The sequence below is a fragment of the Pirellulales bacterium genome (assembly GCA_036267355.1).
Lineage (GTDB): Bacteria > Planctomycetota > Planctomycetia > Pirellulales > DATAWG01 > DATAWG01.
The window spans coordinates 15,481-38,626 of the sequence record DATAWG010000050.1; the positions used below are offsets into that span (position 1 = coordinate 15,481).

Here is a 23,146-nt window from a genome sequence, read left to right on the forward strand (position 1 = left end):
GCGTTAGCGAGGGACGCACGCCGCTGGACGTTCGATTTATGTTCGAGCTCAAGCGGTGCTCCCACTGGCCGACTTCGCTGGCCAGTGGCACACCTCGGTGCCACATAAAGATTGCGGCGCCTGTTAGCGCCCGTCCTCGCTAACGCTTCGGGCTTGTGTTCGCGATCGGCGAGTTTTGAGACGGAGGTTAGTCCCAAAGTGTCTTTTGGGCTCGGACGGGGACAATGCAAGTCGGGTCGTCGTTGGCGACGCTGTTGACACGCGAGCCGACAGGTTGGAGCACGAGGTCTTCCGGCGGATCGGCCAAAAATATCTCGACCGCGGCGGCGTCGGTCATCGTCGGGTCGAGCCAACGCTGGTAATTCTCCGGCCGGATGATGATCGGCATCCGATCGTGCAGCGGCCGCAGTTGATCGTTGGCGGGGGCGGTAAGGATAGTGAACGTTTCGAGCGGCTGATGCTGCTCATCGGTCCAATGCTCCCACAGGCCCGCGAACGCAAACGGGGCGTCATCGCGGCAGTGGACGAACATGGGGTGTTTTTGGCCCCCTTGTTTCTGCCATTCGTAAAAACCGTCGGCCGGAATCAAGCAGCGCCGCTCGCGCATCGCCTCGCGAAACGCCGGTTTCGTGGCGGCAGTTTCGCTACGGGCATTGATCATCCGACTGCCGATCGATCGGTCGGTGGCCCAACGTGGAATCAGGCCCCAACGGAGTTCGGCCAACTCGCGATTTCCGTCCGCCAACGAACGGACGACCGGCGCCTGCTGGGTCGGAGCGATGTTGTATCGCGGGTGCAGGTCGATGGCCATGTTGACATGAAACGCGAGCGCCATCTGCTGCGGCGAAGCTCGCAATGTATAGCGTCCGCACATCGGCGATCCAATCGACCGGTAATCAAATAGAGCTGCGGGAGACTCGGCGTTTGGGTGGGCCCGGCCACGTTTTCTATTGTCGCCACACGGCGACATGCGGGCGAGACCGTTGTTGCCAAAAAGCATCCGCCACCGCAATCCGCGGCTGCCCCGCCACTGGCATGGAACGGCGTGCCGCGAGTGTATCTGGCTTCGCGCCAACGGATTGCAAGGCGCCGTTGCTGGGCGGAGAGACAAACTGCGACCGTCCGGCACTCGAAATGCCTTATGGATCGGATTCTCATCGACGCCGCCCGGTTGCGAGAGCGATCGCCTCCTGGGCTCTCGCACCGGCGGCGCTAGGGGCCTGTTGAAAGAGAGGACTGGCTACGAGCGACCAGCCGGTTTTATCGGAGTTTCGCTCGCCGCGAGGTGCCTACCCCTTTTCCAGCAGGCGCGGACCTAAGAAAGCAACCGTGAAAGCACGCCGATGGATGCCGACGAACTGATCGAATTAGCCGCTGCGTTATCTGCGGAAGGGCCGGTGTTGTTTGCCGTGCCGGGAGCAATTTCCGCCGGCGGTTTGGCGGGCTATTGGGCGGCGTCGAAGTGCCGCCAGCAGCGATGGACAGCCCGGCTAAAAAGTTTTCGACTGCGGCTAATCGGCGGATCGGCGGATGCAACACGGCGCGCAGCGCGGGCCGATGCAATCTCGCCGGATGCAACGTCGGCGGCCGCTCGTTCGTGTTGGCGAGCCGCGTTGCCGGTGTGCCGAGAAGTGCTTGCCAGCGAGATTCTCACCCGGGTGTGTGCCGGCTTCTGTGCAGTATTCGATCGCCGCCGTGGCAGCCGTGAGGCGGAGCCGCTTGCCCGCAGCGTTTGGATCGGCCATCAGGAGGCTCGCCGAAGTGTGTTGAGCCTGCTGGCCGCGGGAAACGGTTTGCCCGACGCTGAGGCAAAACGCCTAGATCACCTACGGCGCACGGCGGAGCGTTGGTCGGATCGATTGCTTGCCCCGTTGGCCGCGCTCGGCGAACTATCCGATCTTGCTCACGATTCCGCACGGCTCGCCGATTTTGCCGAAGATGCAATCGACGATCGCGTGCGGGACGCGGCCGAAGGATCGGCCCATATAGTGGGCGACACCGCGAGGCAGCTATGGTCGCGTTCGCGGCGCGAGGCGTTTGCGTCGTGCCGGCGGCTGGCCACGTTCAACGCGGATCTCAACGCTCAGATCGCCGCCAGCCTTCTCTCGTGCTTTAATTTGGAGGGCCTCGACGAAATGTTAGCACCCCGGCTATCGGCCTTTTCGCGGTCGCTGCTTTGCCAGCGATTATCGACGATCGCCGCCGACGCCCAATCGTGGATCGCCGGCCTCTTGGCTCCCGACGCCGCGGCGGCGGAAGGGTGAGGGTGAGGGTGACGGCGACCGTGGTGCAATGGGCGCGAGTTCTCCGGCGATGGCGGCGAAAAAAAGCCGTTTCTGCTGCCTCCGGCCTGCGGCCAACAGCCTGATCTCAGGGCTTAATCTCCACGGCGCAGCTGGCTATTCCGGCGGTTTGCCGGTATTTTTCGCGGTCTTGCGAAAGTTTAATTGACTGATTTTTTTTCCAGCGATAGATTGAGACCATCATCCTGCGCCAGGATGGCGAGCCGATCGGTGCTCGAATCATTCATTCATTCTTTCGCTTGGCGCAGGATGGCGTTCGGAATCTTGGTTCGCGGTACAGCAACGATCAATGCGAATGGTCGCGCGGTTGCGTGTCGCCCCGTAGCGATCGATCGCAGAGCGTGGCGATCCGGCAAGACGACGATCGGGCAACAGGGAAGCGCAGCTTCAAGGAGCAATTGTGGACGCGCGCCGGGGTTTTGCGTGCTGCGATCTGTTGGCCCCGGCAAAGCTGAACCTGCTGCTCGAGGTGCTTGCCCGGCGAGAAGATGGCTTCCATGAGATTGAAACGCTCATGGTGCCAATCAATTTATTCGATAGTTTGACCGTGCGAGCCGAGCCGGAAGGAAGCGTGCGGTTAAGGTGTCGCTGGGCGCCAGGGCTGCAAATGGCGAAGCGCGATGCTGGACCGAGCATGGTCGCGCGGCAAGCCACATCGGCTGCCGGCGGCCGTCCGCCGATTGCCGATTGGGAAGAATTGCCCGAGCGAGGCGAAAACATTGTCGTCCGAGCGATCGAATTGTTGCGCCTTCGCGCAGGAACTAGGGCGGGGGCGGTTGTCGCGCTAACGAAGCGAATTCCTTCCGCTGCCGGTTTGGGCGGCGGATCGAGCGATGCCGCAGCCGCATTGGTCGCAGCGAATCGAGTGTGGAATCTTGGTTGGTCGCGTGAGCAATTGCACGAGGTCGCGGCGGAAATTGGGAGCGATGTTCCGTTCTTCCTCGACTCGGGCGCGGCCTTGTGCCGGGGGCGCGGCGAGCGGATCGAAGCACTGCCGGCCATTCCGGCGATGAATTTCGTGGTCGTCGCACCCCCTGGCGGGCTGTCGACGGCCGACGTGTATCGCGGTTGCCGGCCGGCGGCCGCGCCGCGGCGAGCCGAAGTCTTAGCTGCCGCGTTGCGGACGGGCGACATGCGGAAGGTCGCGGCGGCAATGCACAACGGGCTCGGCATGGCCGCCGAGCAACTGTCGCCATGGATTGGCCGGGTGAAGCATGAACTGGCCGATTGCGGTTGCACAGGCGTGCAAATGAGCGGCAGCGGAACGAGTTGTTTCGGGATTTGCCGAACGTCGCGGCATGCCCGGCGCGCGGCCCGTTGGATGCGGGCTCGCGGCTGGAGCCGCAGCGCGGCGGTTCGGTCGATAGATTGAGCGAATGGTTCGCGATCGGTCGAAAAATAACGTCTCGGCAATCCCCTCTCCCCTTGCGGAAGACGGCAGGGCGAGGGGTTTGAAAAACGTAAGTCATTTTTCGCTTGAGCGTTAGCGAATGATCGTGAGTTTACTGACCGCTGGATGAACCGGCGGGGGCAACCCGGCCCGTCAGGGCGCGGGCCTGAATGCCGCAAGCATGAGGAGCATGGCCGTGGAAGTCACCGAGGTCCGCATCAAGTTGATCGAAGAGGCGGGCGAGCGCCTTCAGGCGTTTTGTTCGATAACGTTCGACAATTGTTTCGTGATCCGCGATCTGAAGATCATCGGCGGAGCGAATGGTCCGTTCGTTGCCATGCCGAGCCGAAAGCTGACGGCGCATTGCCCGCAATGCGGGTGCAAGAACCATCTCCGCGCGGCCTATTGCAATCAATGCGGCACGCGGCTGAAGGAAGACCGCACGATCAAAGACGAGGAGGGCCGACTCAAGCTCTACGCCGACATCGCGCACCCCATCAATTCGGCTTGCCGCGAGATGATTCAAGATCGCGTGATTCGCGAATTCCGCGAGGAGATCGTGCGTTCGAAGCAGCCCGGCTACGTTTCGCGATACGAAGATTTCGACGGCGATGATTTCGTGGCGGCGGCGTCGGCAAGCGGTCGCGGCCGGCGCGAGTTGGCTGCCGGCGAACGCGGCGCAGCGCGCGAGACCCCCGCCTACACGCGCTCCGGCAGCGAACCGGCCAGCCGAGTTCAACCGGCCGAGCCACAGCAGCCGCCTCCTCCCCACTCGATCCCCATCATGGCAGCCTCGGCGGCGACGGCCACCGTCGTGGCGGCAACGACCACCGCTTCGACGACAAGCGAAGCCGTCAGCGCGGGCTTGGTAGGCCGTTCGCCGCCGCCGGCAGACGGCTTCGGCGCAGGGATTTTTTAGCGGTGCGACACAGCACGTCCGCGAATTGTCTGAACAGCAAAGCGGGAACCAACTTTTCGCCAACGATTGAACCGGCGGCCAGCGCCCTGCCGCTCTCGCGCACCGAAGGTCAGCGGCAACGCGCTAGCCGCCGGCTTATTGCCAATGACGGCTGCGGCCGCGGAAGAGGATTAATCCGTTAATAGCGGAACCAGTGTGAAGCAAAAGATGGGGATCAGCAAGGATGCAATGCCCAGTGCCCAGCGCCAAGCGCCAATGCGAACTTGGTCGTTGGCAGTCGGAGGATGGTCGGTGCCCAAGAAAATCACCAACAGCAGCATCAGCGTCCAACTGTAGGCTTCCGCGACGATGATGTAGGCAATGGCCGCGATCAACAGCGATCGCCCGATCCAGCGTGCATCGCGGCCAAACAGGCCATGGATGATATGCCCGCCGTCCAATTGGCTGATCGGCAGCATGTTGAGCCCGGTGATCAATAATCCCAGCCAACCGGCCATGTAAAGTGCGTTGGGGACCAGTTCGGCATCCGGAGAAATTTCCGGCCGCAGCCACGCCCGCAATAGCGTCACGGCCAGCGGCTGGCCGAAGTGGGCCTGCAGTGCCTCTTCGTTGGCATGCTCGATCGCCTGCGATTGCGGGCTGAACAACGCCGCCGGGTCGGGTTCTTTGAGCGGCGGCGCCGCTTTGGCGGTCAAGATTCCGGCGAAAATCAATGGCACCGTCAGCACCAATCCGGCTAGCGGTCCGGCGATGCCGATATCGAACAGTTGTTTCCGATCCGCGCGCCGGCCGTCCATGCCGATCACGGCGCCCATCGTGCCGGTGAGCATTATCGGCACCGGCAGAAAAACCGGATAGCTCGCCGGGACGCGGTATCGCACGCTCATTAGGAAATGGCCCATCTCATGCGCCAGAAGCACGGCCATCGCCGCGGCCATGTATTCCAAACCCTGCCGCCAATTCGCGCGGGCTAGTTGGAAGAATGAATCGTCGAGCACAGCCATTTTCCAGCCATACGCACCGGCAGCGAATGTCGTGACACAGGCGGTAAGGAACAACACGACCGGCAACACAACCCGACGGCGAATTCGCGGCGAACGCAAATCGCATTCATCGAGCATCCGATTCGGAACCCGAGGCCCGGGCTCAAGGGCCATTTCCGCCGTCGGCACCTGCCCGGGGCCGCCAGCCGCTTGAGAGGCGAATGCGGCTGCAAATTCGGCAACCGGATCTGCCGCAGGCTCGGATGGAACTTCGGCGCGGTGTTCGGTATTGGAGGCCGATCGTTCGGCCGAGGGAGGTTCGGCAGCCGGGAATGCCGGTAGGATTGGCCGCGGCGACGGTGGTTCCGGCATCGAGGTCGGTTCGTTCATGGTTTCAAGATACCATGCGCGGCCGACGAGGGGATAGAGTCGCGGTGTTAGACTTCGCTGCGCGCTGGGCGCATCAAGGTGCAGGGGTTTGTTCACTACCGATTTTGGTCGCGGCCGAGGGCTGCGCTAGGTAAGAAAGCCGCGCGCGATCTGGGCGATGTATTCGCCGATGTCTTCGCAGACGCATTTTTTTCGCTGGCGCTTGAATTGGTTGATGAACGTCGCCAGCGGTTTTCCCTCGACCCAGTCCATCGCCAGCCACATCTGTTTCAGATCATTGCCGAAATCCTGCAATCGCACGACGTTATAATGGTTGCATTTCTTTAATTTATCGCGACGGGCTGCTGCCGATCGGCTTCGGGCAAGACACAACACGGGGAGCCGCCGTAGCGGGAATGGGGATGGCCGAATTATAACAGGCAGATACGCCCCGCCGTCGTCCGGCAGCGCATCGCTTGTGACGGTGTCGTTCTCACTTTTGGCAACGCAGCACTCGGGAAGGCGGCACATTGAATCATGCGACATCAAACTGCCGCCATAGCCGCTTGCCTGCTCACTTGCGCGATCGCGTCGATTCCACGGGCGAGCCGCGCCCAATCGCCGCCCAGCCAGCCGCAAATATCCCGCGATGATGTCGTCGAGCAGACGATGCATCCATTTAATGGCGTTGCGCTCAAGGGGGTCGACTGCTCGACGCTCGACGGCAAAGTGATGTGTGGCTATCAGGGATGGCATGCGGCCGACGGCGACGGCTGCGGTCGGGGCTGGTATCACTGGCAGGGCCACCACGGCTTTCGGCCGGGCAGCACCAACGTCGATCTCTGGCCCGACGTAAGCGAGCTCGATGCCGACGAGCGCTATCCGACTCCGTTCAAAACGGCCGACGGAAAAACGGCCGACGTATATAGCGCGTTCAACGCCAAGACGGTGCTGCGGCATTTCCGCTGGATGAGCGACTACGGCATCGACGGCGTCTTCGTGCAGCGCTTCGCAGGCGAAGTATTTCATCCGCTCGGGCTGCGGCAATTCAACACCGTGCTCGATCATTGCCGCGAAGGAGCGAACAAATCCGGCCGAGCCTATGCGGTGATGTACGATCTTTCGGGCATTCGGGCTGGCGAGATGAATCGCGTCATGGAGGATTGGAAGCTGCTGGTCGGCAAGATGCATATCACCGAAGACCCGGCCTACTTGCATCACAAGGGAAAGCCGGTCGTGGCGGTGTGGGGCTTCGGATTCAGCGACCGGCGGAAATACACCCTCCGCGAAGGCATGAATCTTGTCGCATTTCTGAAGAGCGTTCCGGCCGGCGGATGCACGGTGATGCTCGGCGTGCCGACGTATTGGCGAACGCTCGATCGCGATGCCGTCAGCGATCCGGCGCTGCTGGAATTGATTGCGAAGGCCGATATCGTCAGCCCATGGACCGTCGGGCGATATGCGAATCCGAAACAAGCGGCCGACTACGCCGCCAAAACCGTGCGGCCCGACCTTGCGTGGTGCAAAGAGCATCGCGTGGAATACATGCCGGTCGTTTTTCCGGGATTTAGCTGGCACAACCAGAATCCGCGCTCGCCGCTGAACCAGATTCCGCGCCTCGGCGGTCGATTCTTGTGGTCGCAATTCGTAAACGCGAAAGAGGCCGGAGCGAGGATGGTTTATCAAGCCATGTTCGACGAAGTGGATGAGGGAACGGCGATCTATAAATGCACGAACAATGTGCCCGTCGGCGATTCATCGTTTCTGACATACGAAGGATTGCCGAGCGACCATTATCTACGCCTCGTCGGCACGGCGGCGAAGATGATGCGCGGCGAGATCCCGCCGACCGAGGCGATGCCGCCGCTCTCGCCGAGCAAGCAAGCTTCCGGACGGGAAGGACGCGGTGGATGAAAGACCGCTGGCAAACGACTCGCTGCCGTCGTTGGCCGGCGCGGGCGAGTGGAATGCGGCTCGATTCGATGGAGGAAAACACCATGATTGATCCTGACCGATCCGTCCGATTTCGATGGCCCGTGATCGCTGCGATCTATCAGGCGGTCGCATGGTGCAGCGCGTGGGCATTTTTGGTGTTGTACGTACCGCGCTTTGAGAGAATCTTCCGCGATTTCAAAATGGAGCTTCCGGCGGCCGCCAAACTCGTCATAAGCCTGACGCATTTTCTCTACGATTGGTGGTTCCTGTGCTTCGCGCCAATCGGCGCTTGGGCGGGCGCCGTGCTTGCGGTCGGCGTATTGCTCCAGAAAACGCGATGTGGGCTCTTGGAGCGCGCATGGTATTTGCTGACGGCTCTTCTGCCGATCGCAGTTCTCGTGCTGGCGGGCCTGGCGATCATGCTGCCGTTGGGCGCCCTGATTGACAATCTGTCGCGATAGCATGCGATTGGGCGGCCCGTGATTCCTTGCAGGATGCTGGGGGATCGTTGGCGCAGCGTTAGCGTTTCGTGAGAAATAGCGCACGAATCCACAAACGGCGGTTTCATCTAGTGACTTCTTGCGAGGTTGCGTATAGAGATAGGTGTACACCGCGCGGTGCACCGTTTGACAGAACTTGCCATGCCGCGAAACGGATTTCGACCGAGTTGGGATCGACCGAAAAATAACTTCTCCGCAGCGCCCTCGTCCCTTGCGGGTGAGGGGTTTCAAGAAAACCGAAGTTATTTTTTTGGTCGATGCTTGGCCTGCGTCGGCCGAGTTTGCAAGAGCACGGACAATCAGGCGCCTTCTCGCATTTTCGAGGTGTAGGCTCATGTACGATGCAATCGTAATCTCTGATCTGCATCTAGGCAGCGACGTTTGCCAGGTCAAGCAATTGGTTCGCTTCTTGGATTCGATCAAGGACGATCTCGTCACCACGCGCGAACTAATCCTCAACGGCGATGTGTTCGATTCTTGGGATTTCCGCCGGCTGAAGAAAAACCATTGGAAAGTGCTTTCGATCATCCGTTCACTATCCGACCGCGTAAGGATCGTCTGGACCACCGGCAATCACGATGAGCCGGCCGATGCTTCCACGGTGGCCCATCTGATCGGCGCGGAAATCCTCGATCAATACATTCTCGAATCGGGCCATCGGCGAATCATGGTCTTCCACGGCCATATCTTCGACAGCTTTATCTCCGACCATCCGATCGTCACCCACGTCGTCGACTTCTTCTATGGCTGGCTGCACAAGATCGACAAATCGTTCCGGCTCAGCAAATGGGCAAAGCATTCCAGCAAGACGTTTCTGCGCTGCTCGGCCAAGATCGAGACCGAAGCCAGAAAGTACGCGGCGAAATTCGGCTGCGACATCGTGCTTTGCGGCCACACCCATCTCGAACGCAGCAGCACGATCGACGGCGTTTCATATTTCAATAGCGGCTCATGGTGCGAGACTCCATGCGTTTATCTCACAGTATTGGATGGTGCGGTCGAAGTGCACCACTACACCGATGCGTCGAGCGCCGATGAAAGCCGACCGATGCACGTGCCGACCGAGGGGAGCCATCTCGAAAGCCAGGCCAGCTGTCTCGAAAGCGCTTGAGGTGGGAAGCACTCACGGTGAGCGGCAAGGCGCTAGCCGCCGGTGTTGCATGCCAACGCCGCGGCTTGGGCATGGCGTTCTCTTGCGCCGTTTACTTGTTGTTAGCGCCGCGTCGAATCGCTACGCTTGCGAGCATGACCGAGCGCCATGCCGTTTTTGCCCCAGGGTCGAGCCGCCGTCGGGCGATGCGATTGGGAATCGTTTCGGGGGTGCTCTGGTCGGTCGGCGCCGGATTGACCGGCGGCGAACTGATTCGCTATTTGGCTCTCGACCTCGGCGCCGCCGGCTTCTCGTTCGGCTTCATCTTGGCGATGCCGGCGCTGGCCGGGCTGTTGCGCATGGGCACGCCGGCCGTGATCCGCTGGACGGGCAGCGCCAAACGGGCATGTCTTGCGGCGCACGCGGCCGCTTCGACGCTGCTCTTATTGTTGTTGCCGGCGGTCGGCCAGGTCGAACGGCCTTCGGCCGTCGTGTCGCTGGTTGGCTTGCTATGCGCGACCCATGTGCTGAGCGCGGTGGGCATTGCCGCCTATTGGACATGGTGGGGAGACATCGTGCCGCGGCGAATCCGCGGTCGCTATTTCGGCCGAGTGCAGATCTGGCAATTGATCGCGCTGATCCCGACGCTTTGGGCGTTCGGCCGATTTACCGATCTTTGGCTCGCGCGGCATGCGCGCAGCCCGTGGTCGACCTATTTGCAGGGCTACGCGATTCCAAACGGCATCGGTGCCGGCTTGCTGCTCTTATCGCTCGTGCCGCTGGCCCTCGTTCCCGCCACGCGGAGCTTGCCGCGCAGCCGGTTCGATCGCTGGTCGTCGCTGTGGCTGCCGCTAACGGATCGACGATTTCGCCGGTTCTTGATTTTCCACGGCTGGTTTTCGATGGCCAATGGTTTGACGCAAGCCGCACAAACGATTTTCGGCAAACTCGTGCTGCATCTGGGCGTCGGCGACATGGCCCTGATGGGCAACACGATGCGCGGCGGACAGATCGCCTACACGGGCTGGGCGGGGCCGTTCAGCGATCGCTTCGGCAATCGGCCGGTGCTCGTTCTCAGTCAGTGGTTCGTCGGATTGGCGATGCTATTTTATCTGTTCGCGTCGCCGGGGCCGGCATGGCGAGTGTGGCTGCCAATCGGGGCTTATATCTGTTGGTCGGCCTATGCGGGGCACAACGTCTGCTTGCCGAATCTGGCATTGAAGCTTGCGCCCGACGAGCATCGGGCCGCCTATCTGGCAGCCCACGAAGCGGTCGGCGCGGTTGCCTATGCCATGGCGAGCGGGATCAGCGGGTTTCTGGCGATCCGCACGGTCGAGTATGCCGAAGCAGTTTGGCAGCTTCACGGAGCGGCTTCCTACGCGCCGATTTTCCTGGCTGGGCTGGCGCTGCGGTTGGCGGGCGTCGTCTTCGCGGCCAAGATCCGCGAGCCCGCCAGCCGATCGTGGGGCGATATTTTGCGAACCTGGACCGCCCGGCCGTCAGCGAATCCCGAGCCCGTATCGTTGGCCGCGCGAGCAAAGGAGTAAAACCACGGATCACACGGATGACACGGATTCAGGAACACGAGGGCCACATAGCCGCAGCTTGCTGGGGCGAGCTCTCCTTATCCGTGTAATCCGTGTGGATCCGTGGGTTGTTGGTCTGGCTTTTGGAACCAAATAAAACGACCGCGGCGGCTCAAATCTGAGCCGCCGCGGCCAATAGATCAAACCCCTCTTCGATTGCGACGGTGGAGTCGCTGCGAGAAAAGCGCGGATCGGCCGTGCTTCTGCACTGGCGTACGTTGATCCGGGCCTACGCGGTTTGGGTTGGCACCTCCGACGGAATGCTTGAAGAGAGGGTTTGGTTTCTCAAGGCAAATTTGAACGCACGAACTCAAAAAACCGTTCCGAATACTGCCGACGCTACCATCTTGCTGGCGATTTACATCGGCAAGAACTACACCTCAATCTTAATCCAAAAAACGGCTCTCGGCATTAGCCGGGGAAAAATTTCTCGAAACGCTTCGCCTTCCCGTTCACGACCGAACACCCCCTTAAAATGCAACTCTTATGCCGAGCCAATTACTGCCAATTTCGACAAACCAGTTTTGGCGATCAACCGCTCTTGCCTTTTTTCAAACCCCTCACCCTGCCCTCTCCCGCAAGGGGAGAGAGGAACTGCGGCCTTACTTCTTCTCCACGACCCAAATATTGCGAAACGCTTCCGGATCGCCGCCGTGGTCTTGTAGATAAATCGGGCCGCTGACGACCGTGTCGCCCTTCGCCGGCGTTTCGTTGCCGATCTGACCGGGCGTGTTGTGCGGTATTTGCAAATTGTCGTGAACCACCACGCCGTTGTGCTTCACCGTCACGCGGGCATCGGCCGTCTTCTTGCCATGCTCGTCGCAGCGGGCGGCGGTGAAATCGATGTCGTAGGTCTGCCACGAGAGCGGAGGAAAGCTCATGTTGATCGACTCCGGCGCGATCGAATAGAGCGCCCCGCAATCGCCGCCGTCGCCCACCGCGCCAAACGAATCGAGTACTTGCACTTCGTAGCGGTCCTGCAGATACACGCCGCTGTTGCCACGGGCTTGGCCGCGAGCGTCGGGCATGAAGGGGCAGCGGAATTCGACGTGCAGCGTGAAATCCTTGAAGCTCTGCTTGCTCGTCGGGCCGATGCCCAGCAGATCTCCTTCGACGATCTTGCCGTGATGCCAGGCAGCGGTGTTCTTGCCGTCGAACAGCACGATCGCGCCGGCCGGGGCGGCCGCGCCAAGCGTGGGGCTTTTGCGTTCGATTTTCTTCAGCTCGCCGAGTGTGTCGCCGCTCGTGTCGCTAATCGTCATCGTGTCGCCCTGGATTTTGGCTTTCCAAGCGCTGCCGGTCAGTTCCGTCTTGTCGCCTTCGGTTTGCCCCTTGGCCTTGTCTTCCTTGTCGCCATGTTTCCAGCCGTCGCCGGGCAAGCCGCCGTGAAAGAGGGTTGCTTGAAATTCGTGCTTTCCGAGCGCCATGACCTGCACGCCCACCGGTTTTTCTTCGCCCGCGACTTTCATTTTGCCGACGTATTCGCCTTGCACGGCAAAATCGGGTCCGGCCTTGGCCGGATCGGTGAATGCGGGCTCGCCGTGACCGCTAGCGATGCTCGCCAGGCCGGCAACCAACAATAGCGACGCGAAACCGACGATGCGCGTTTTCATGGAACACGTCTCCGGAGCGACAAAAGGGGCGGGAAAAATTGGGGTGGGACGCAACACGGCGTCATTGTGATTCAGCCGACCGCCGTTCGCAAGCGGCTACGAAGGCGGGTAGTGGCTGAAAGTCGTGTGCAGGGCGTTTTTGCAATCAGAGCGTCTTGGGTGGCCGCTTAAAGAGCGGCGAGAGTGCCACCATCCACGCGATGATCGCTCCCACGGCGAATTGGCCTGCATCGTGGGCGTTGCCGGCGCGATAGGACTGCCACGCGACAAAGGCGCACGGCGCTCCGCAGATAAAAACAAAACCGCTCAGCACTGGCTTGTAACTGGTGAGCATGGCCGCATTATAGCAGCGCAGGGGAAGGCCGGCGGGGATGGCAGGGCGGGGAGAAATCATTCTTTGGGCTCGTCCAAGAATTCCAGCCAATCTGCGACAACCGAATGCTCGCGCGGAGACGCACGGGACGCGGAACGAGTCCGCTGCCGATCGCCACTTACATCTTCGGCCCGAGCACGCTGGTGAGATGGTGGATCGTGCCGGCGATCGCGCCGTGCAGCTTGCTGTCGGTGGCGCGCAAGATTTTGCAGCCGGCCAGCAGCGGGCCCAAGGCTCGGCGGCGCACCCGCTCCAACAGTGCGTCGAACAAATCGTCGCGGATGTCGAACATCCGGCTGCGCACGAAAACCGCGGCCGGGTTGAAGATATTCACGAGTGTCGCAATCGCGATCCCCAGGTATTCCAGCGTGCGATCGATCTCGGCGCTAATCTTTGCTCGCCGAGATTCCGAGGTTGAATCGGATTCCTCGGACCGCAACATTTGGACCACGCGCTCGATATCCATCTTCTCGCCGAGTTGCTCGGAAACAGCTTCGGCAAAAGCGACATCCGTGGCCAAGGTTTCCAGGCAACCGATATTGCCGCATCCACAGCGGCGGCCCTTGGGATCCACGGTAACATGGCCGATTTCGCCGGCCAGGCCACTGTGCCCCGTCATGAGCCGGCCATCGTTCATCACGGCAGCGCCGAGGCCGCCGGTGGCATCGATGAACACGAAATCGTCGATGCCCTTCGCTTGCCCAAAGGCTCGCTCGGCCAGGCACAGGCCATGCGTGTCGTGCAACAGGATCGTTTGCACGCCAAGACGCTTTTGCAGATCCTCGGCAAACGTGTGTTGCTCCAGCAGGTGCAGATTCGAGGAGAGCAACACCTGCTGTTGCCGCCGGTCGATGAGCCCCGGAACGCTGATGCCGAGGGCCAGCGTGCCCGCTTTTTCGCCGCGCGGCGTCAATCTCCGGGCGTGCTTTACCAGGGCCTCGATCAAGGCCGGATAGCTGTCGGGCGTCGGGAAGCGATGCGTTTGGCTGTCGCGGAGCCGGCCGTCGAGCCCGGTGGCGGCAATGCAACATTCGTTCGCTTCGACCACCGCCCCCAGCACGCGCACTCCGGCGTGGGCTAAGTGTAATACGCGAGCTGGCCGGCCGGGCGCGGGGGCCAGCACATCGCCCTCTTCCAGAAGCCGTGCGGCGATCAGCGAGCGGACCAATTTCGAGACCGTGGGCGGGCTGATGCCGGTCTGGCGCACGAGCCCGGCTCGGGAGAGCGAGCCTTTGGTTTGAATCGCTTCGAGGATTCGCCGCTCGTTCACGCGCCGCAAGAGATTGGGCGTGACTTGATTCGTCGGATGATTGCCGTCGCCGTGCATCGCCACAGGTGTTTTGAAGTTGTCCATAAAACTCGGATTGTAGTTGCCATATCGCGTTTTTCTAGAGTAATTCTCGCTTTATTGTTTATAGGAACTGGACCAAGAAGGCAGGTATAAATGCCGTCATTCGGGCTCATTAGGCTGCCACGGAAGCGGCAATCCCGTGTCCGATGTGAGGCCGGTTCGCTGGTTCGCCACCAAGCGATTGGGTGATTTTCAACCGGACTAGCACAGCGACGAAGAAAGTACGGCCCGACTCTCATTTTCATCGGCCTGAGTAGATGTCGCTCGTGCTGTTGCGACGGCTTACGCACGGTCGTTCGCCGTCGATGCGGCCCGCATCGCCGATCATCCGAGCCGGTGGTCGAATTTTTAGGGTGCTGCGTACGAGCGGCGAACCTGGGAGCGGATGTAGTTTGCCAGATCGAGCAGGGTGAGGCTTCCATCGCGCGCGACCGGCGAATTCCGCGTACGTTGCTGTGCCGCCAGATTTTCACCCACGACGTATACCCAGCAGGGTACGAAATGAGTCGTCCCGTGCCAATCCGCCACGATATTTCGGAATTTGATTCGCGATGTGTGGTCGCCGTAGATGACGACGGTTGTCCGAGGCGGCAACGTCATCATGTAATCGCACAAGGTATGATCGAAGGAACGGAACGCGTTGCAATAGTTTTCTACTTCCGCGGTGGATTTCGGAAAGATTTCCTTCTCTGAATCGTGCAGGTTGTGCCAAGGCCAATGCGATGTCGTGGTGACAATGAATTGGCATATCGGCTTGGCGGGACGTCTCGAATCAGTCGGTTTTCGGATCAGGATGCTGGATACGCGGAATAGATCGGGATCGCGCACGCCAAAATCGTCGATCTCGACCGGATAGCGCGCGAGCAACTCTTCTTTGAAAAGTATTTCTTCAAAACCCATCTGCTCATAGGGCCCGCGACGGCTGAACGTCGAGCCGGCGTCGCCCATCAAGCAAGTCGTTTGAAATCCAAATTGCTTCAGGAACCTGGGGAGTGCCCCATCGTATGGGAAATTCGGAATTTTGTAATTGATGCAATCCGGTGACGGCCATTGTGCATTCAGAATGCAAAAGTCGGCATCCGCGGAGCCGAAGCGTTTTGGCGATCGCATGCGATAGAACAGAGATTGGTCTTTGAGCCTATCGAGAAAGGGCATGAGTTCCTTTCCATCGATCGTCTGGTCGACGGCTTCGAACCCAAGGCTCTCCACCTGGATAATGATCAACCGGCTGGCGATCTTCAGCGGAACCTCCAGGTCGGTTAGCCGGTCGGAGGCCATGCGAGTTGTGTCGGTGGCCCGTTTCAAAACGGCCGAATTATCCAGGTAGTACCATTCGGCCAGCCAGAGCTCAGTATAGCCGCGCCCGCGCGCAAACCGCGCCGGCGGCACAATCTCGCGAATTAGGCTCGGACGATCGTAACACGAGAACGCTGCCTGGAGGCCGACGTAGGCAACAAATAGCGCTGCGCTGGCGGCCAACGCGCGCCGGAGCTGAATTCGGGTGCCGCGCGCCGATCGCACGAGAAAGATCTTTGCCAACAGCGCCGCGCCGAACAAGACCGCGGCAAGCAATGGAATTGCCGTAATCGAGAACTTCGCAACGTCTCGCCCCTCTCGCCACTGATTCATCATGGTAAACAGCGACAATGGGATTCCAAAGTAGCTGTAATAGGCCACCAAGCCGAGATTGATGCCCAACGCTACCACTGCCATGACGATCATGCCCACGCGCGGAAGCAGAAGGGTGATTGCCCCCAACAAAAACAGATCGGAGAAGAAACGGGTGGCCCGCGCGACAAGGCTGAAGAGCGTACCGGGGTTATAGGCCAACGCGAATGTCGCCTCTTGGAGCAAAAACAACTCCACCGCGGAAAGCAGCACGAATCCCGCGCGCCCGCGAAACCATGTTGATCGAATCACAGGGCTGAGCAATCGCGGTTGCCAAAAACGAGGGCCCTGATCCATTGTAGGAGCGGAGATGCCGGCGCTCGCGTCGCTCGGAGGATCGGTACCTTGTTCAGCGCTTGATACTGCGGCTGATTGGAATGCATGCACGTCGTTTTTTCCTGGCGGGGCGGGGGCAAAGCCTCCCAAATGGCCCTCCATTTGGATGGTTTTGCCCCCCTAACGTAATTTACCTGGAATGGTCGCATATTTCAAACAATTCGAGAGCGTACCGCAGCTGTATGTGGCGATCGATGCAATCGCGAGAACAAAGTGGCCGGCGCGGCCGAAGTGTTGGCAGAGTCATTGCTTGGGTCTATCATGCATCGACTTTGAAAGGCCTCCCGGCGAGAATCGCTTGATCGCGCCCGAACGAAAGCCTGCACCACAGATCGAAAGGACGAACAGCCATGCACGATGAGCCTCACAGCGTTTTGCCGAAAACCGATTTCACGCGGCGTGGATTTGTTGTCACGACGTTGGCCGCCGGATTCGCCGCGGCGATCCAGCCCGTATCTGCGGAAACCATTTCGACGAGTGCGGCCGGCCTGGAAGCCGGCGAGGTGAAGATTCCCGCCACGGGTGGCGAAATGCCAGCCTACCGCGCCATGCCGTCGGCTGGGGGGCCGTTACCCGTGGTGCTCGTGGTCGAAGAAATCTTCGGCGTGCACGAGCACATCAAGGATATTTGCCGGCGATTCGCAAAGCTCGGCTACATGGCCGTCGCGCCGGAACTATTCGCCCGGCAAGGCGATGTGTCGAAGATCAAGGAGATTGGCGACATCGTGTCCAAGGTGGTGTCGAAAGTGCCCGACGCCCAGGTGATGTCCGATCTCGATGCAACCGTCCGTTGGGCCAAAGAGGGCGGCAAAGGAAACACCGACAAGCTAAGCATTACCGGCTTTTGTTGGGGCGGCCGGATCGTTTGGCTGTATGCGGCCCACAATCCGAAACTGAAGGCCGGCGTTGCATGGTATGGCCCGCTGGTGGGCAAGCCGGATGAATTGCATCCCAAAACGGCGGTCGAATTGGCAGCGCAGTTGAAAGCGCCAGTGCTTGGCCTCTATGGCGGCGCCGATACGCATATCACTGCCGAACACGTCGAGCAGATGCGCAAAGCCCTTCAGGATGCCAATCGGCCTGGCGAGATCGTCGTTTATCCCGGCGCGCCGCACGGCTTCAATGCCGACTACCGACCGAGCTACCACAAAGAAGCCGCCGAAGATGGCTGGAAGCGCCTGCAGGCATGGTTCAAGAAATACGGCGCGGCCCCGTCGGCATAGGAATTGCCGAAAATCGTCGAAACGTGACGCCGACATCGAATTGCTGGGTGCCACGCCCACTGCCTCGGCGCGGGCCTGTAGAATGTCGGGCAGTCGACCAAAACATGCCCACGCAAAGCCGTGGGCATGGCGTCCGGCGGCGGTTCGTGGATCAACTTCGTTCGACACAACGGTGATCGCCATGCAGATGGTCAATCTTGGTTCGACTGGCCTGAAGGTCTCGCGGCTCTGCCTGGGCTGCATGACCTATGGCAGCAAGAAGTGGCGCGAGTGGGTGCTGGAAGAAGAAGCCAGCCAACCATTCTTCCGCCGGGCCTTGGAGTTGGGAATCAACTTTTTCGACACGGCCGATGTCTATTCGCTCGGCGTTAGCGAGGAGATTTTGGGCCGGGCCCTGAAAACCTTCGGCATCCCGCGTGACCGGGTGGTCATTGCCACCAAAGTGTTCAACCCGATGGGCGATGACCCCAATCAGCGCGGCCTGTCGCGCAAGCATCTTCGCCATGCAATCGATAATAGCTTGCGGCGGCTGGGAACGGATTATGTCGATCTCTACCAGATTCATCGCTTCGATCCGGAAACGCCGATCGAAGAAACGCTCGCGGCGCTCGATGATGTCGTTCGGGCGGGCAAGGCGCTCTACATCGGCGCGTCGTCGATGTTTGCGTGGCAGTTTTCCGAAATGCTGCATGCCTCTGATCGGCTGAGCCTGAGCCGATTCGTCACGATGCAGAATCACTACAACCTTGTTTATCGCGAAGAAGAGCGCGAAATGATTCCGCTCTGCCGATCGGAGGGGATCGGGATCATTCCCTGGAGCCCGTTGGCCCGCGGATTTCTGGCCGGCAATCGCAAGGCGGCCGAAAAAGGATACGGCGAAACATCGCGTGCCAAGACCGACGATTTTGCCCATCATCTCTACTACCAGGATTCGGATTTTGCCGTCGTCGATCGGGTCAGTGAGTTGGCGTCGAAGCACGGGGTGTCGAACGCTCAGATCGCGTTGGCTTGGGTGCTGCACCAACCGGGAATCACCGCTCCCATCGTCGGCGCGAGCAAATTGCAGCATCTGGAAGAGGCGGTGAAAGCGCTCGACGTGAAGCTTTCAGACGACGAGTTGAAATCACTCGCCGAGCCGTATCGGCCGCATCCCGTGCTGGGGCACTCCTAAGGCTCGCTGCGTGCTTGAATTCACGATTTTGCGCGGCGGTTTTTCGCACCCACGCGTTACATCAGCTAAGACGGCGCCCGTCGACGCCACGCGGGGGCTGATGCCGACGCCAACGCACTGGCCGGCTGCGCGGCGTGGATCGCTCAGGCCATCGACGACGAACTGCTGGTCGAAACCGCGGAGCCGATCGCTTGCCGCGCCATCAGCGCGGCGGAGCTGGCCCAGCTTGCGAAGCGGTTGCGGCGCAGCGATCGCGTTCTGGCGGCATACGTTTGCCAGCGGCGGGCAACGGAACTCGTGCCCGGCGATCCCGATGGCTGGTATGCGCTCGCGGAGCCAGCCCATATCACAGGCCGCCGCGACGAAGCTCGTGCCGCATACGAGCGTTATCGACAATCGCATCCCGACGACGTCGAAATCCAACATCTGTTGGTCGCGCTCCGCGATGAGCAACCGCCGGACCGTGCGCCCGATCACTACATCAAGTATCTCTACAGCTACTTTGCCGATTTCTACGACGACAACATGCGTGGCGACTTGGATTATCGCGCGCCGGAGTTGTTGAATGCCGCTTTGGTCGCCGCCGTCGGCGAGCGAACGGATTTGACGGTGCTCGACCTCGGCTGCGGCACCGGCCTTTTCGGCGAGCTTTTCCGCCCGCGTTCGCGCCGGCTTATCGGCATCGATCTCTCGGTCGAAATGATCGAGCGGGCCAGCCGGCGGACGGTAATAAACGCGGGCGATCCGAATCGCCTCTACGATCACTTGGAAGTAGCTGAAATCACCGCATGGCTCGCGGACCAGCGGCCCCGGCCGCAAACCGGCGTACCGGCCGAATCATCGCGATTCGACGTCGTCGCTGCTTGCGACACGCTGATCTACTTCGGCGATCTGCGGCAGGTTATTCCCGCCGCGGCCCGGCATTTAGCTCCCGGCGGCGTGCTGGGGTTCACGGTCGAGCAAGGGGAGGAATTCCCGTTTCGGCTCGGCGATTCGGGCCGTTTTGCCCACCATCGAGACCACTTGCTCGAAGTCGGAACAGGCCGGGCTGCAGGTGGCGAGCCGAACCGCGGAAGTGCTCCGCTATGAATACGGCCGGCCGGTGAAGGGCTGGGTCGCCGTGCTGCGGTTGGCGCCCCGTCCGTAGCCTGTAGCCTACAGCCTCAAGCCTTGCAGCTCATGTCGCCTTCAACTCATACGTCCGGCCGCCGGGCTCGCCGCCGACATTTCCCAGCGCGATCTGGTAGAGCTCGTGGCCGCAAACCGTGGGATACTTGCCGGTGATGCAGGCCTGGCAAAGTTGATCGCTGTCGAACCCGATCGCCCGGCAAATCGATTCAACCGGCAGATAGCGGAGCGAATTCGCGCCCAAGCGAGCCGCCATTTCGGCCTGAACTTCGTCGGTCAGCCCTGCGCCATTGACGTAGCGCGGCGCAAACAACTCGCCAATCGTGGAAAAATCGATCCCGTAAAAGCACGGGGCAATGATCGGCGGACAGGCGACCCGCACATGGATCTCGCGCGCCATCCCCATATCGCGAATTCGTTTCACGAGCACGCGCATCGTGGTCGAGCGGACGATCGAATCTTCGACCAACAGGACTCGCTTGCCTTCGAGCACTTCGCGGAGCGGCGTGTATTTCGTTTCCGCTTTGCGCTTGCGATTGCCGCCCCCTTCGATAAACGTTCGCCCGCTGTAGCGATTGCGAATCAAGCCTTCCAGCGACGGCACCTTGAGCTTATAGGCCATCGCGTCGGCCGCGGCCTTGCTCGTGTCGGGCACCGGAACGACGATCGTGTCGGCGTCGATATCGAGCGTCTCCAACCGAGCCATTTCCTCCCCAAGCCGCTTGCGCGATAAATAAACGCTGCGGCCATCCATCGTGCTGGCCACGTTGGCGAAATAAATCCACTCGAAGAAGCAATGCGCCCGGCGTGCGCTGCGGGCAAACGTGTGCATCTCCATCCGGCCGTCGGTGACGATGATCGCCTGCCCGGGCAGCAAGCTTTTGATGCTCTCGCTGGCGAAGCCGAGATTCAATAGGGCGACACTTTCGCTGGCCGCGGCCAAAAGCGGCCCTTCCTTCGCATAGCAAAGCGGCCGAATGCCGAGCGGATCGCGGGCCACGACCAGATCGCCGAGGGCATTCAGGATCACGAGGTTGTAAGCCCCGTCGAACCGCTGGCTGATGTTTCGCATGACGTCGACCATTGCCGGCCGGCGGTCGCCCGAGAGCTCCTGGCTGATGCAGTGCAGGATGATTTCGGTATCGTTGTCGCGGGAAAGGTGATTGTCGTCGTCGGCGAGCACCTCCTTGCGCAGCTCCTGATAATTTGCCAATTGGCCGTTGAAACCGAAGCTGAACCACTTGTGCTTTTGCAAGTGCTGCCGCTCGAACGGCTGGGCATAGTTGAGATCTTCGGCTCCGCAAGTGGCATAACGGACATGGCCGATGGCGGCCCGGCCCGAATGGTCTTTCATCAGGCTTTCATATTTGCCGGCATGGTTCATCCGAAACGTTTCGCTGACGCTCCCCACATCCTTGTAGGTGCTGAGCAATTGGTTGCGGTTGGGGTTGAACGATGTCATTCCGGCCGAAAGCTGACCTCGATTTTGGATGTCGAGGAGCATTCGCGGCACAAGCCGCGACACTTCTTCCGGCCCCTGCTCGGGGCAAAGCGGGCTGATTTCCCGGCCCGGAAGATGATAAACCGCCGCGATGCCGCATTCATGGTGCAAATCGCTCATGCCGAAAACTCGTAGCGAGGTTTTCAACTCAGGCGCAGGGAAATAGACGCAAGTCGACCGATTGATCCGGCAATGTCATTCTACGCGGATCGGGCTCGAATCACAACGCACGGGACATCGCGGGTTTCCGCCAAGGGTTTTGGTCCACGCTCGTGAACGCTATCCTATTCTAGCGCCAGCGCTTAACCGCTCCGCGCTTAACCGTCGCGGCAAGCCCAGGGAAGGCCCGCACAGCGTCTCCCAATTGCAAAAAACTTTTCCGGGCTTCCCTGGGCGTTTTTAGCGCCGTCGCGCACTCCATCGCAGGAAACCATGACCGACCTATTGCGACAAGAAATCGCCACTGCCGCTCACACGCTCGTCGTGAAAGTCGGCACGCGAATCCTCACCGGCGCCGATGGGCTCTTGGATCAAGAGCGCGTCGCTGCGCTGGCGGAGGAGTTGCACCATGTCGTCGCGTCGGGTCGAAAAGTGGCGCTCGTCAGTTCCGGCGCGGTCGGGGCCGGCATGGGACGGCTCGGCATCAAACGCCGCCCGACCGATCTGGCCCAGCTACAGGCCGTGGCCGCCGTCGGCCAAAGCGCCCTGGTCGAAGCCTACGACCGCAATCTCCGCCTGCACGGGCATCATGCGGCCCAAGTGCTGCTGATCGCCGACGATCTCGACAACCGCACACGCTATCTCAATATCCGCAATACGTTGTTGGCGCTGCTCGAATTCGGAGCAGTGCCAGTCATCAATGAAAACGACACCGTCAGCGTCGAAGAGCTTCAAACCACCTTTGGCGACAACGACCGGCTGGCTGCGATGGTTACAAACCTGATCCGCGCTCCGCTGTTGGTGCTTCTGTCGGACGTCGAGGGGCTGTACGACGGCGAACCGAGCGATCGCTCCAATGTGATCCCGACCGTAACGCGGCTCGACGAATCGATTTGGGCCCTGGTGCATGATCGGGCCACGGGGTTGAGCAAGGGCGGCATGGCCAGCAAGCTCAAAGCGGCCAGCATGGCGGTCAGCGCCGGCGAAAACGTCGTCATCGCCAGCGGCAAGCAACCCGGCACGCTCGCACGAATCTTGGCCGGCGAACCGGTGGGAACGCTGTTCGTCGCCCAAGGCGAATCGGTTTCATCCTGGAAACGCTGGCTCGGCCTGACGGCCCAGCCGCGTGGCCGATTGACCGTGGACGACGGGGCCCGGCGGGCCATCGAGCATCAAGGCCGCAGCTTACTGGCGATCGGAATCATCGGCGTAGATGGTACGTTTCGCAAAGGAGATGTGGTGGCGCTCGACGACATTCGAGGCCAAGAGTTTGCCCGCGGCTTGTCGAACTACGCCTCCGAAGAAATCGCCCGCATCAAGGGGCTCAAGACCGACCAAATCGCCACCGCTCTCGGCCACTGCCCCCACGATGAGGTGATCCACCGCGACCATCTCGCAAGGGGCGAGGGGCGAGGGACGAGGGGCTAGGAGACGAAGCAACGTTGCCCAAACTGCGGTGGAGCGTGAACACGAACGTCAACGGTCGCACGGTGAGCGGCTCGGCGGAGATTCCAAAGGCCGCGTCGCTCTCTTTGTCCTCGCCCCTCG

General features: G+C 60.8%; 19 protein-coding genes. 11 read left to right on the plus strand and 8 right to left on the minus strand.

The features are described 5' to 3' along the window. Positions 1 to 187 precede the first annotated feature (187 nt). Positions 188 to 874, minus strand: a complete 687-nt coding sequence (locus VHX65_08145; protein HEX3998503.1) for an SOS response-associated peptidase — start codon at positions 872 to 874, stop codon at positions 188 to 190. 469 nt (positions 875 to 1,343) lie between these two features. On the opposite strand from VHX65_08145, the gene VHX65_08150 reads away from it, so the two are divergent. The 3 genes from VHX65_08150 (at position 1,344) to VHX65_08160 (ending at position 4,612) form a co-directional block, all read left to right on the plus strand. Next, a complete protein-coding gene (locus VHX65_08150) occupies positions 1,344 to 2,264 on the plus strand; it encodes a hypothetical protein (protein HEX3998504.1) in 921 nt (306 codons plus the stop codon). A 439-nt stretch (positions 2,265 to 2,703) separates the two neighbouring features. Then, positions 2,704 to 3,675 (plus strand): 4-(cytidine 5'-diphospho)-2-C-methyl-D-erythritol kinase, encoded by a 972-nt coding sequence (gene ispE, locus VHX65_08155; GenBank protein ID HEX3998505.1) that lies wholly within the window; start codon positions 2,704 to 2,706, stop codon positions 3,673 to 3,675. Positions 3,676 to 3,889: 214 nt separating this feature from the next. Next, on the plus strand, positions 3,890 to 4,612 hold the full coding sequence (locus VHX65_08160; GenBank protein ID HEX3998506.1) for a SpoVG family protein: 723 nt from the start codon (positions 3,890 to 3,892) through the stop codon (positions 4,610 to 4,612). A gap of 170 nt (positions 4,613 to 4,782) precedes the next feature. On the opposite strand, the gene VHX65_08165 is transcribed toward VHX65_08160, so the two are convergent. Next, positions 4,783 to 5,985: a site-2 protease family protein gene (locus VHX65_08165; GenBank protein HEX3998507.1), complete on the minus strand. Its 1,203-nt coding sequence runs from the start codon at positions 5,983 to 5,985 to the stop codon at positions 4,783 to 4,785. Between the two features lie 126 nt (positions 5,986 to 6,111). Next, the gene (locus VHX65_08170) at positions 6,112 to 6,639 is read right to left on the minus strand and encodes a hypothetical protein (protein ID HEX3998508.1); all 528 of its coding nucleotides are present in this window, start codon (positions 6,637 to 6,639) and stop codon (positions 6,112 to 6,114) included. On the opposite strand from VHX65_08170, the gene VHX65_08175 reads away from it, so the two are divergent. The 4 genes from VHX65_08175 (at position 6,634) to VHX65_08190 (ending at position 11,036) form a co-directional block, all read left to right on the plus strand. Beyond that, a complete protein-coding gene (locus VHX65_08175) occupies positions 6,634 to 7,878 on the plus strand; it encodes a glycoside hydrolase family 71/99-like protein (protein HEX3998509.1) in 1,245 nt (414 codons plus the stop codon). The genes VHX65_08170 and VHX65_08175 overlap by 6 nt on opposite strands. 83 nt (positions 7,879 to 7,961) lie before the next feature. After that, a complete protein-coding gene (locus VHX65_08180; protein ID HEX3998510.1) occupies positions 7,962 to 8,360 on the plus strand; it encodes a hypothetical protein in 399 nt (132 codons plus the stop codon). A gap of 373 nt (positions 8,361 to 8,733) precedes the next feature. Continuing rightward, positions 8,734 to 9,510 carry a UDP-2,3-diacylglucosamine diphosphatase gene (locus VHX65_08185; GenBank protein ID HEX3998511.1) on the plus strand — a complete coding sequence of 259 codons (777 nt, stop codon included), beginning with the start codon at positions 8,734 to 8,736 and terminating at the stop codon, positions 9,508 to 9,510. A 134-nt stretch (positions 9,511 to 9,644) separates the two neighbouring features. Continuing rightward, positions 9,645 to 11,036 (plus strand): hypothetical protein, encoded by a 1,392-nt coding sequence (locus VHX65_08190; GenBank protein HEX3998512.1) that lies wholly within the window; start codon positions 9,645 to 9,647, stop codon positions 11,034 to 11,036. Positions 11,037 to 11,677: 641 nt separating this feature from the next. On the opposite strand, the gene VHX65_08195 is transcribed toward VHX65_08190, so the two are convergent. From VHX65_08195 to VHX65_08210, 4 genes are all read right to left on the minus strand, one after another. Further along, complete coding sequence (locus VHX65_08195) at positions 11,678 to 12,688, minus strand: DUF1080 domain-containing protein (protein ID HEX3998513.1); 1,011 nt, start codon at positions 12,686 to 12,688, stop codon at positions 11,678 to 11,680. A 145-nt stretch (positions 12,689 to 12,833) separates the two neighbouring features. Further along, positions 12,834 to 13,082, minus strand: coding sequence for a hypothetical protein (locus VHX65_08200; GenBank protein ID HEX3998514.1), 249 nt, complete (start codon positions 13,080 to 13,082; stop codon positions 12,834 to 12,836). Between the two features lie 97 nt (positions 13,083 to 13,179). Beyond that, positions 13,180 to 14,415, minus strand: coding sequence for an ROK family transcriptional regulator (locus VHX65_08205; protein ID HEX3998515.1), 1,236 nt, complete (start codon positions 14,413 to 14,415; stop codon positions 13,180 to 13,182). A 345-nt stretch (positions 14,416 to 14,760) separates the two neighbouring features. Next, positions 14,761 to 16,332 carry a sulfatase-like hydrolase/transferase gene (locus tag VHX65_08210; protein HEX3998516.1) on the minus strand — a complete coding sequence of 524 codons (1,572 nt, stop codon included), beginning with the start codon at positions 16,330 to 16,332 and terminating at the stop codon, positions 14,761 to 14,763. Between the two features lie 434 nt (positions 16,333 to 16,766). Here VHX65_08210 and VHX65_08215 point away from each other — a divergent pair, with 434 nt between their 5' ends. The 3 genes from VHX65_08215 (at position 16,767) to VHX65_08225 (ending at position 19,899) form a co-directional block, all read left to right on the plus strand. Beyond that, the gene (locus tag VHX65_08215) at positions 16,767 to 17,639 is read left to right on the plus strand and encodes a dienelactone hydrolase family protein (GenBank protein HEX3998517.1); all 873 of its coding nucleotides are present in this window, start codon (positions 16,767 to 16,769) and stop codon (positions 17,637 to 17,639) included. Between the two features lie 181 nt (positions 17,640 to 17,820). After that, positions 17,821 to 18,810 (plus strand): aldo/keto reductase, encoded by a 990-nt coding sequence (locus tag VHX65_08220; protein HEX3998518.1) that lies wholly within the window; start codon positions 17,821 to 17,823, stop codon positions 18,808 to 18,810. 237 nt (positions 18,811 to 19,047) lie between these two features. Further along, entirely contained in the window at positions 19,048 to 19,899 is an 852-nt protein-coding gene (locus VHX65_08225) for a methyltransferase domain-containing protein (protein ID HEX3998519.1), read from the plus strand. An 88-nt stretch (positions 19,900 to 19,987) separates the two neighbouring features. On the opposite strand, the gene VHX65_08230 is transcribed toward VHX65_08225, so the two are convergent. Then, on the minus strand, positions 19,988 to 21,559 hold the full coding sequence (locus tag VHX65_08230) for an amidophosphoribosyltransferase (GenBank protein ID HEX3998520.1): 1,572 nt from the start codon (positions 21,557 to 21,559) through the stop codon (positions 19,988 to 19,990). Between the two features lie 312 nt (positions 21,560 to 21,871). On the opposite strand from VHX65_08230, the gene proB reads away from it, so the two are divergent. Next, positions 21,872 to 23,026 (plus strand): glutamate 5-kinase, encoded by a 1,155-nt coding sequence (proB, locus tag VHX65_08235; GenBank protein HEX3998521.1) that lies wholly within the window; start codon positions 21,872 to 21,874, stop codon positions 23,024 to 23,026. The last annotated feature ends 120 nt before the right edge of the window (positions 23,027 to 23,146 follow it).

Coding starts and splice junctions, on each gene's coding strand:
- VHX65_08170 (HEX3998508.1), bottom strand. CDS start 6,639: ATGCATCGTCTGCTCGACGACATCATCGCGGGATATTTGCGGCTGGCT.
- VHX65_08230 (HEX3998520.1), bottom strand. CDS start 21,559: ATGAGCGATTTGCACCATGAATGCGGCATCGCGGCGGTTTATCATCTT.
- VHX65_08180 (HEX3998510.1), top strand. CDS start 7,962: ATGATTGATCCTGACCGATCCGTCCGATTTCGATGGCCCGTGATCGCT.
- VHX65_08195 (HEX3998513.1), bottom strand. CDS start 12,688: ATGAAAACGCGCATCGTCGGTTTCGCGTCGCTATTGTTGGTTGCCGGC.
- VHX65_08165 (HEX3998507.1), bottom strand. CDS start 5,985: ATGAACGAACCGACCTCGATGCCGGAACCACCGTCGCCGCGGCCAATC.
- VHX65_08200 (HEX3998514.1), bottom strand. CDS start 13,082: ATGATTTCTCCCCGCCCTGCCATCCCCGCCGGCCTTCCCCTGCGCTGC.
- VHX65_08205 (HEX3998515.1), bottom strand. CDS start 14,415: ATGGACAACTTCAAAACACCTGTGGCGATGCACGGCGACGGCAATCAT.
- VHX65_08175 (HEX3998509.1), top strand. CDS start 6,634: ATGCATCCATTTAATGGCGTTGCGCTCAAGGGGGTCGACTGCTCGACG.
- VHX65_08190 (HEX3998512.1), top strand. CDS start 9,645: ATGACCGAGCGCCATGCCGTTTTTGCCCCAGGGTCGAGCCGCCGTCGG.
- proB (HEX3998521.1), top strand. CDS start 21,872: ATGACCGACCTATTGCGACAAGAAATCGCCACTGCCGCTCACACGCTC.
- VHX65_08220 (HEX3998518.1), top strand. CDS start 17,821: ATGCAGATGGTCAATCTTGGTTCGACTGGCCTGAAGGTCTCGCGGCTC.
- VHX65_08185 (HEX3998511.1), top strand. CDS start 8,734: ATGTACGATGCAATCGTAATCTCTGATCTGCATCTAGGCAGCGACGTT.
- VHX65_08150 (HEX3998504.1), top strand. CDS start 1,344: ATGGATGCCGACGAACTGATCGAATTAGCCGCTGCGTTATCTGCGGAA.
- VHX65_08215 (HEX3998517.1), top strand. CDS start 16,767: ATGCACGATGAGCCTCACAGCGTTTTGCCGAAAACCGATTTCACGCGG.
- VHX65_08145 (HEX3998503.1), bottom strand. CDS start 874: ATGTGCGGACGCTATACATTGCGAGCTTCGCCGCAGCAGATGGCGCTC.